Annotated in this window: 7 protein-coding genes and 1 pseudogene; all 8 read left to right on the forward strand. The window is 56.2% G+C overall.

Annotation, left to right across the window (positions count from 1 at the left end):
* Positions 1–79 precede the first annotated feature (79 nt).
* Positions 80–4,849, forward strand: a complete 4,770-nt coding sequence (locus tag AB5903_RS16695; RefSeq protein ID WP_004293579.1) for a hypothetical protein — start codon at positions 80–82, stop codon at positions 4,847–4,849.
* Between the two features lie 51 nt (positions 4,850–4,900).
* On the forward strand, positions 4,901–5,188 hold the full coding sequence (locus AB5903_RS16700) for a hypothetical protein (protein ID WP_004293578.1): 288 nt from the start codon (positions 4,901–4,903) through the stop codon (positions 5,186–5,188).
* Positions 5,189–5,193: 5 nt separating this feature from the next.
* Positions 5,194–5,517 carry a hypothetical protein gene (locus AB5903_RS16705; RefSeq protein WP_004293577.1) on the forward strand — a complete coding sequence of 108 codons (324 nt, stop codon included), beginning with the start codon at positions 5,194–5,196 and terminating at the stop codon, positions 5,515–5,517.
* A 110-nt stretch (positions 5,518–5,627) separates the two neighbouring features.
* Positions 5,628–6,305, forward strand: a complete 678-nt coding sequence (locus tag AB5903_RS16710) for a hypothetical protein (RefSeq protein WP_004293576.1) — start codon at positions 5,628–5,630, stop codon at positions 6,303–6,305.
* Positions 6,298–7,230, forward strand: coding sequence for a hypothetical protein (locus AB5903_RS16715; protein ID WP_004293575.1), 933 nt, complete (start codon positions 6,298–6,300; stop codon positions 7,228–7,230). Before AB5903_RS16710 ends, AB5903_RS16715 begins: the two co-directional genes overlap by 8 nt.
* Positions 7,227–8,120 (forward strand): hypothetical protein, encoded by an 894-nt coding sequence (locus AB5903_RS16720; protein ID WP_004293574.1) that lies wholly within the window; start codon positions 7,227–7,229, stop codon positions 8,118–8,120. The genes AB5903_RS16715 and AB5903_RS16720 overlap by 4 nt, the downstream gene beginning before the upstream one ends.
* Positions 8,110–8,676, forward strand: coding sequence for a hypothetical protein (locus tag AB5903_RS16725; RefSeq protein ID WP_004293571.1), 567 nt, complete (start codon positions 8,110–8,112; stop codon positions 8,674–8,676). Before AB5903_RS16720 ends, AB5903_RS16725 begins: the two co-directional genes overlap by 11 nt.
* Positions 8,673–9,476: pseudogene (locus tag AB5903_RS16730) on the forward strand (hypothetical protein); the annotation flags it as partial. The gene AB5903_RS16725 and the pseudogene AB5903_RS16730, both read left to right, overlap by 4 nt.

A 9,476-nucleotide genomic window follows, 5' to 3' on the forward strand; every position in this document is an offset into this window, starting at 1 on the left:
ATTAATAATATCATTTACACGAAAAAAAATCCGCAACCTGCCGGAATCATTCCGCACTATACTTTCAGAAAAAGGTTTCATGGCAAAGATTCTCATCGCCCGGGGACAGGCGACCATCTATGTCCAGAAGGACGGGTATACCATAACCCAGTCTTTGGGTGAATACGTGTTCCCCGCGGATGACACGGGGAAGATTCTCTCGTCCGTCACTCTCACCTCGACCGTACGGGTGATGTGCGGGGACGAGGAACTCACGGCCTTTACCATCGGTGCGGTGGGTAAGCCGGCGGGATTCTCATCCGTTACCGTCAATAACGGCACGAAGACCTTAACCTACGTTATCACCGCCGGTACGACGACCCTCGCCGACCACGGAACAATAGATATTCCCGTGACAATTTCCGGTATTGTCTATCATCTGTCGTTCGTCTGGTCGAAAGCCAAGGCGGGTATCCCGGGCAAGGACGGGGTCGATGCCGACATGCTCGACTGGGTCAAGGAGTGGAATACGGGTAAGACGCTCATCAACGGCAACACGGTCATCACCCCCAAACTCTTTGCGGGCACGAAAAACAGCGACGGCACCGTCTCCGGGATAGCCATAGGCTCGTTTACACTCAATACGAAGACCTCCTCGGGAACGATCGCCGCAGAGGCGGTAAACGGCATCTATGGATTTAGGGATGGCTACAAAACCTTCTATGTAGATAACGGCGGTAACGCCCAGTTGGGTTATGGCGACCAGTATGTCAGGTATAACGCCACGACAGGCAAGGTCGAGTTCGGCAGCGGAGTGAGTCTGAACTGGGTCGGTGCGACCTACATCGACAAGGACGGCGTCTTTACCGGAACACTCTCGGCCGATACGATTAAGACGATTTCCATCAGTGCTTCCCAGATCACATCGGGGATTATCGCTGCGGCACGCATCGACACGGCGGCGTTGAAAGCCTCCTTGATTACCGCCGGAAACATCGAAGCTCTGACCTTGAACGTTACAAAAGGGAAAATCGGCGGCTGGACGGTGGATGCCGACTCCCTTTACCGGGGTACGAAGAACAACACTGTGGGGAGCTGCACCTCTGCCGCAGGTAGCATTACGCTCGGCTCGAACGGTATCCGGGGCTATAAATGGCGGCTGGATGCCTCGGGAGCCGGAGCGGTCGCGGGCGGCAACATCGCGTGGGACGCTTCGGGCAACGTCACGTTCGCCTCGACGGTCAGTGCCTTGTGGACGGCACCTATCGGCTCCCTCACCACGGCTTTGGGCGGCAGCGGCTATCCCAAGCTGACGAAGATCACGGCCGACGGAATCTATACCGGCAGTATCACCGCCTCGCAGATTACCGCAGGAACCATCTCCGCCGACCGCATAGCGGCAGGCAGTATAGCGGCCTCGAAGCTCGATGCCGCCAGCATCAGGTCCTCCATCATCAACACGGACTATATCAACGGCCTGAGCTGTACCTTCACCAAAGGAAAAATCGGCGGCTGGATGATCGGGGCTTCGGCCCTCACTGCCACGCATATCTCGATAGACAGCGGCAACAGACGCATCGCGGTGTACGGGGCCAATTCGGGTGTCGCTAGCGGGCAGCGGGTGCAGCTCTACTACAACAGCGACACGGACTTCGGGCTCTATACCACGGACAGTGCAGGGTACTGCGTGGCACAGCTGGGTTCGAGCAACAGCATAGCCGGCTGGACGATCGACACGACTTCCATTCGCAAGGGCAACGTGTCGCTGGGCAGCGACGGCTCGATCATCAACTCCACGAAATGGAAACTGAACAACGACGGTTCGGGGCAGATCGCCTCGGGCAACATTGCATGGGACACTGCCGGGAACGTTACGTTCGGGGCTTCCGTATCGCTGCAATGGAAGAACGACATCGAAGCGGCCAAGGTTACGAACTTCGGCTATCGATATTACAAGAAACTCATCATCAACGGCGACGAAGCGACCTATTATCCAGTCGTTTTCAAAGGTGGCGACCAGAACATCAAACGTACCATTCTCGTCCGTCGGGGATATGCCGAGCAGGCTCCGGTCTCGTGGAACACATCCACGCACAAAGGAGGTCTGATCGTACTTATCAAAACCAACTTCGGCGGTTGGGGTGGCATTGCCTATTCATGGGATATCTATGACCTTTCCGAGACCTACTGCCGGATGTTCGCCGGGGCGCAGCTGTGCGGCAACTACTGCATGTTCGCCGTCTTCCTGCGTGGCGGCGGCGATACGGGTGCCGTGTACCACCTCTACTCCGACCAGCCGATAGAGAGCAGCAGTTATAGTCCTTCGCCGATTCCGGCAGCTCCGCAAATCGCTTACGGCAACGACCTTATCTTCCAGAGCGGTTCCACACAAGCCTATGCCCCCGCGCCGCGCACCCTCACGGCTGCCGTCGAGGAGGAGATCCGCCGCCATCGGTTCATTGCTCTGGCGCAAAGCACGGACAGCACGCTTGCGGCGCACCCGCTGACCTATATCGGCTCGACAGGGATTTACACGGGCACCCTTACCGCGGCGCAGGTCAACGCCGTGGCGATCGATGCCGGCAGTATCAAGACGGGAACACTTTCGGCAGACCGTATCGCCGCGGGCAGCATCAGCGCCTCGAAACTCGATGCCGTGGGTATCAAGTCGTCCATTATCAATACCGATTACATCAACGGTCTCAGCTGCACGTTCACGAAGGGCAAGATCGGCGGTTTCTCCATCGGCAGTGACAACATGACCATAGGGAACGTCGGAGCTGTGGGTGCCATCCCGTTGCAAATCCGTTCCGCCTCCACGGGCAGCGGTTACTGGTACACGGGAGCCTACAAGCCGCTGGGTATATGCCTTACGTGGTATCAGAGCAGCAATGCAGGGCATATCGTCCTCGGGCAGGTGGCGGCATCCGGCAACAGTGTCAAGACCGGATTCATAGGTCTTCAGATGATGTCATGGGACAATCTGGAATACTTCTGCCTCTCGGTGAACTATACCAAAAGCGGCAGCAAGGAGGTATACAACCGTATCGCGGGGTGGGCCTTCGACCACAACCATATCTGGAAAAACAACATCTCGCTGGGCAGCGACGGATCTATCGCCAACTCCACGAAATGGAGTCTGAACAACGACGGGTCTGGGCACATAGCCTCGGGTAATATCTCATGGAATGCCGCCGGCACGGTTACCTTTGCCGCATCCGTATCCGCCCAGTGGACTACGGGCATCACGACGGCGCAGGAACTCGCTTCGGCCATGGCGTTCGGGAAGATGCTCTACCGCGACCCGACTTTCTGGAACGGAAACAACGGTGTCGTGGTTTACAACAACTCCCAGAACGGTATGGTGACCGTTACCCGGCAGCAGGATGCCACGGCACCCAATGACAGCAAGTATGTCCTGAAAATCCAGACCAGCGGCAGTGCCAGCCCTCGCAACGGAGGCTTCTATTTCGGGGCGAAATGCGGTTACCGCAAGGTGCTCGTCGCCCGCATTATCGCCAAGATCCCCGCCGGCAGAAATCTCTGTTGGGCGACGAACAGCGTCGGCACGGGAGGTTCGCACCGGTGGCTTACGTCGAACGCCGGCACGGGCGACTGGAAAGAATACGTCTACAAGGTCGTGTGCGGCACCGCCGATTTTTCCAGCACCCATTTCTTCTACGTGGACGGCACGCAGGGGACTTCCGATACGCCTGTCATCTGGTATGTGGCCTATGCCACGGTCTTCGACCTTACCTCCACGGAGAAATACACGACCACCATCGATGCCAACGGCATTTACACGGGAACCGTACGCGCCAACCAGATTATCGTGGATTCCGCCCTGACTGTCGGAGGGAGCAGCTATAACGGCAGCATCTCCGTCAAGGATGCGAACAATAGCGTAAAGGTCACGCTGGACAGGAACGGTATCACGGCCGTGAGCGGCAAGATCGGCGGCTGGATTCTCGGAACAAGCGCCCTGACCGCTTCGGCTCCGGCCTCGGGGCACCGCATCGTTATGGGGGCTTCAGGATATATTTACCACGACAACCCTTCCACCGGAGTAAACTATTGGGCGCTGAACACGGACGGTTCCGCCACGTTCGGGTGCGGGAAAATCTCCTTTGCCAATGACGGATCGGGTTATCTGGCCAACCAGAATATCAAATGGGACGCCTCGGGAAATGTCACGATGACGGGCACCATCAACGCCAATGCCGGCACCATCGGGGGATTCGTCATCGGTCAGGGGCGCATCGGCTCGACGGCGACAGGAACCGGCTCAGGCGGCGGCCTTGCCATCTACGACGACCTGTTCCGCGTGGGGGACACCATTTCGTATGTCCTGTTCGGCAGCAACACCATACCGGCATCCGCCGGCGGATCATGTGCCACCGGACGTATTGTGAACAACAAGGTGAACAGCATCTTTAATAACAACTACGGGCTTTATATCGATGTCAAAAACGGTAACCGTAACTACGGAATATGGTCCAATGCCTCTGTTATAGCCCCTGCCTGCATCGGCAACAAGATCAAGAATGTCTATTTCACAGGCAGCGGTTACACGATCGATTTCTCGCAGTTCAACATCTTTTTCGTTTATGCCAACCAGAAGTACAGCGTGACCCTGCCGTCGGCATCGTCCGTGGCCACCATGTTCGGTTACTCGACTCTGCCGTCGGACTTCGCCTGCATATTTACCCTAATTTACAACTACAACTGGGGGAATAGCCTTGTATTCACCAATATCCGTAACCACAACGGGGATCTTGCCAGTTACACGTTAGCCAAGGGAGACTCCATTACGGTATTGTGCGCCAATTACCCCTCGTTCCATTACCAGATATTAAATCACTCTTATTAAAAACTTTTCTGCTGGGAATATCCCTACACTTAATAAAAACAGAAGCGAATTATGAACATCACCAACGTAACGGTAACCAAGGTTGCCGAAGAGAGCACGGAGAATGCCGACTACCAGTTGGAATATTCCATCGTCAATGACGCGCTGACCCGCGTCCACGCCTCCATCCGCAAGAAGGATACGGATGGCTCGGGGAACGCTCCGCAGATAGGTATCATCTACATGGAACAAGGCGTTATTTCATGCAACATTCCTATGGGAGAGCCGCTTGCACCCCTGTTTCATGATTTCGATACCATGATCGACGAAATAAAAAAGAGTAACGTACAAAATGCATAAATAATATGGAACTGTCAGTCAAAGACCGCCTTTACCTGCCGTCCTTTTTGCCGGCACGGGGCAACTTCAAGGACTTCAACCTCAAAAAAGAGATTCTGCGCAAGATCGCCATTCCGGACGAGGAGCGCAAAGCCATCGGTCTTCACGAGAATGCCGAGGACAAGCGCATCGAATGGGATGTGGAGAAGGAGAAACCGCTTGCCGTGGAGTTCTCGGGGGACGAGATGGAGTATCTCCGGAAAGCCTGCGAACGCATCTCGGACGAGGAGCTTCCGGACGATATGTGGGCTACCGTGTCGCGCATCTACGATTTCATTCAGGAGAAGTAAACCATCCTTTCTTTCTGCCGCTACTCTTTTGAAAAGAGTGCCCGGTCGTACTCTGATGTATGGTCGGGCTTTTTGTTGAAGTATCGTTCATGGCAAGACAGGACATAACAATGGACGCCGAATACGGTGAGGTGGAGACTTCCGGCAATATCGCCGGCAAGAGTTTCTACGACTTCCGCCTGCTCGATGCCGTCGCGGGTGCGGACAACGACACCTTCCGCTACGGAGAGATTACCGTCCCCGTCGGCTTCGTGTACACGTATAACGACGGCAAAGGGTTCCATGTCAGGATTCCCTATACGCCCGACATGCGCCGCCTGACGGTCCGTCTGGTTATGGAAAGCGGTTCGGGCGGCACGGAGTACCTGAGAAATCCTGCGACGGGCAAACATTGGTTTCCCGTCGTGGCGGAGACGGAAGCCGGCACGGCCGATATCGCCCTGGCCGCATTTTTCTCCCTCAATGAGAAGGGAGTCTACAACCTGCTGTCACGGGACGGTTACCTTGCCGTGTACAGCGGCTCAGAGACCGACTTCGAAATAGGAGCCGCCAAAGCCCAGAACGAGACGTTTCTGCTGAAAGCTTCAGCCGGAAATCTCTACCAACATTCTACGACAGGTGTCGGCCTCGTCGACTACCTGCATTCGAGTCTGGAAAACAACGGTCTTGCCGCCAAACTGCAGTCGGAATTCCTGTCGGACAAGGTCGTCATCAAGAATGCCTATATGGATTCTGCCACGGGAGAGCTGCTTTTAGAAACCGAGGAAAAGGAGGAGAACGATGGGTAAGTACAGGGTCGTAGCCGGACAGAATATCTACGATGTGGCCCTGTACCTGTACGGCAGCATCGAGGGAGTCGTGGATTTGCTCATCAACAACCCCGATCTCTCCTTCGCCACGACATTGACTGCCGGCCGGGAACTTGTCTACACGGACGATTTCGTTATCCGCGCCGATGTAGTCGCCTATAACGGGTTGCACGGCATCGTCCCCGCTAACGGTGAACGGCATGTCTATCCCAAAACGTTCACCTTGCCGCTTGCTGTCGTCCTCACGCTCGCTGCCGGGATCATCACCGTGCAGTGTGCCGTTTCCGGTGCGGGACAGCTGGAAATCGACTGGGGCGACAACAGCGACACCGAGACCGTCCTCCTCGCGGACACGCCGCAGCTGCTCACCCATACCTTCGACAACAAAGTCAGGGACAGGCGTCGTATCCGTTGGTTTACCGATGCCTGCTTCCGGAGTATCGACTGGAGCGGGCTCAAACCGCGGTCGTTGGTACTGGTGCAGACACTGCCGGTGGAGGAGCTGACGCTCACGCACGCCACACTCTCCTTGGAGAGCCTGCGGCTGCTTTCCGGAACCTACAGCCTGAACCTGTCGAATTGCGCGTTGGCCGATCTTGCACCGCTTGCCGAATGCCGGGAACTGATGACACTCGACCTCTCCGCCGCCCGACTGAAACCGACAGTCATAGATCATTACCTGACAACCCTTGTGGAACATTACGGCGACCGACGGAATTGCACGGTCATTTTACCTACAGCCCCGACGGGAACCTATCGGGAGCCGGACCGGGATACCGAAACGGGGCGCTACCGTATCGCCTCGGGCATGGAAGCCGTATGGGTCATCCTGCACGAGGAGGCCTGGAATGAGGGTGGCGCGTGGAAATTCATTATCGACGATATAACCTATACAGTGGAATGAGCCGGACGATTAAGGAGATATACAATGAAGCCGTGCAGGAACGCAACCGGCGGCTGGAACTGACGGAGTTCGCCAGCGACTCGAAGCTGTCTGTCATGAACGGTATCCTATGGACCGTAGCCGCTGTCATCTACAGTTTCGAGACGCTGCTTGATGTCTTCGCGGTGGATATCTCGGAAGCCATCAACAACCGGATCAACGGCACGCCGGACTACTACGCCAATGCGCTGCTGCAATACCAGCAGGGCGACGAGCTGACCGTCCGCGAGGACGGACTGGCTTTCGGGTATGCCCAGGTCGATGAGACCAAACGCATCATTACGCAGGTCTCCTATGTGGAGAGCACGGACGACAGCAACCTCGACAGCAAGCTGGTACTGAAAATCGCTACCGGCACGAAAGGACATCTGGAAGCTATTCCCGCCGAGGAGCTGGTGCCCATCAATGCCTATATCGGCAAGCTGAAATTCGCCGGCACACGCATCGAGGTCATCTCGACCAAAGGCGACGTGCTGGTGCCGCGTCTTACGGTCTTCTACGATGGTGCCGTTCCCGAGGCGGAGATGTACGACAGCATCGAGACCCGTATCCGGGACTACATTATGGGCATCGACTTCGACGCTGCGGTCTATGTCTCCCGCCTGACGGATGCCATACGCCGTGCCGAACACGTTACAGACGTCTATATCGACGAGACGGCAATCCCCGAGCAGGGCGTGTTTATTGCTTGCCACGATACGGACGGGCAAATCCAGCCCCTGCAACGTGTCGGCCGCATGACATACACCGCCTCGGGCTACCTGAAAGAGTCCTCGCGCAAGGACGAGGAGTCGGAACTGCCGACCTTCCGGGAAGCCATCACGCTCAAAGTCGAAAACCATGAGATATAAGCTGCCCATAGACCGTTCGGTGAACCGGCTCGTGCCGCACTACCTGTCGGGACGGCGGTTCATCCTCTTCGTGCAGAGCTGCCTCTATCCCTTGCAAAGCCTGAACGAACGGTTCCGTACGTTTGCACGGGAACGGCATATCGAGGCGCGCATGACCTCACAGGTCATCTATTTCGAGTGGTTCCTGAACTACCGGTTCGGTAAATACATCAAGGACGGCAAGGACCGCATCTTCATCAAGGACAGCACGAGTGTCGGTGTGGACCTGTACCACGAAGGGGCGGAATACCAGCGTCCTTTCACCGTATGGTACAACGGGGAACAGGTTACAACGGACAATGAGGCGGAACGCCCCCGTCCGTTCTACCTGCTGGCGGAAGAGAAGCTGATCAACAAGGTCAGCTTCATGGTCTGCGTCCCGCCCGTCACCATACCTCCGCGGGAACTGGTCTATATGCTTTCCTATGTGGTGAACACCTATAAGACAGCAGGCAAGACCTACCTGATCAAGATCGACGAAGACGAATACACCCCCAATAAGAATACAGGACAATGAAAGAATATATTGCGGAAACCGGCGGACGGTATACCTACTCGGACGATATCCTGAACTTGCAGGAACTGGCTCTCAGCATGAGTGCCGTTTTTGACGGCTGCTCGGACTTCATCATCTCCGGATGCGAGATCGAGGGTCCCCGCGTCTCCCCGGGTTATGTCTGGCTCGGCGGAAAGGTACGCCGTTTCGACGGCTGCGCCGATGCTGTCTATCCCTATTATATATACGAAATCAACCGGCATGAATCGGTGGTCTACGCCAATGAGGTCAACAAGCGCGGGCGTACCTGTTATCTCTGTGCCGGAGCCAAGGCTGTCCCGGATACGGTCGATCCGGTTACTGACAAACTGCCGGCGGCCATCGAGGTGACGGAGAGCTATGCACCCCGGTTCATCGACAAGTTCTTCGGCCGCTATGCTGTCCTGCTCGATACACCTTTTGCCCGGCAGACCGTCAAGAAGGATCTGGTGCTGGCCGGAACGTTCACCGGGCAGAAAGAAATCAGCTCCAAGACCGCCGTCTCCGTCAGCGGCGGGAACGGCTACATGCTCAAAGGCATCGTCAAGGCGGACGGCCATGCCGCCATCGGTGCCTACCTGCACGGTCTGCTTGTCAACGAGATTGTCATCCGGACGGACGGCACGTTCAGTTTCATGAAACAAGGCAAGGAACTGGCCAGGGTTACGGAAGACGGCATATCCTGCGGTACTTCGCTGAATGAAAACGCCCGGATCGGGGCTGTCCGCATCAAGGGATACGACATCTATAACACCTCGGATGTGACGGATGAGGGTTGTATC

It is taken from the genome of Bacteroides sp. 2201st1_D9_2201SCRN_220225, from assembly GCF_040928965.1.
GTDB classification, from domain to species: Bacteria; Bacteroidota; Bacteroidia; order Bacteroidales; family Bacteroidaceae; genus Bacteroides; species Bacteroides stercoris.

Excerpts from the sequence above, each read along its gene's own strand:
- AB5903_RS16700 (WP_004293578.1), top strand. The coding sequence starts at position 4,901 with ATGAACATCACCAACGTAACGGTAACCAAGGTTGCCGAAGAGAGCACG.
- AB5903_RS16720 (WP_004293574.1), top strand. The coding sequence starts at position 7,227 with ATGAGCCGGACGATTAAGGAGATATACAATGAAGCCGTGCAGGAACGC.
- AB5903_RS16715 (WP_004293575.1), top strand. The coding sequence starts at position 6,298 with ATGGGTAAGTACAGGGTCGTAGCCGGACAGAATATCTACGATGTGGCC.
- AB5903_RS16705 (WP_004293577.1), top strand. The coding sequence starts at position 5,194 with ATGGAACTGTCAGTCAAAGACCGCCTTTACCTGCCGTCCTTTTTGCCG.
- AB5903_RS16695 (WP_004293579.1), top strand. The coding sequence starts at position 80 with ATGGCAAAGATTCTCATCGCCCGGGGACAGGCGACCATCTATGTCCAG.
- AB5903_RS16710 (WP_004293576.1), top strand. The coding sequence starts at position 5,628 with ATGGACGCCGAATACGGTGAGGTGGAGACTTCCGGCAATATCGCCGGC.
- AB5903_RS16725 (WP_004293571.1), top strand. The coding sequence starts at position 8,110 with ATGAGATATAAGCTGCCCATAGACCGTTCGGTGAACCGGCTCGTGCCG.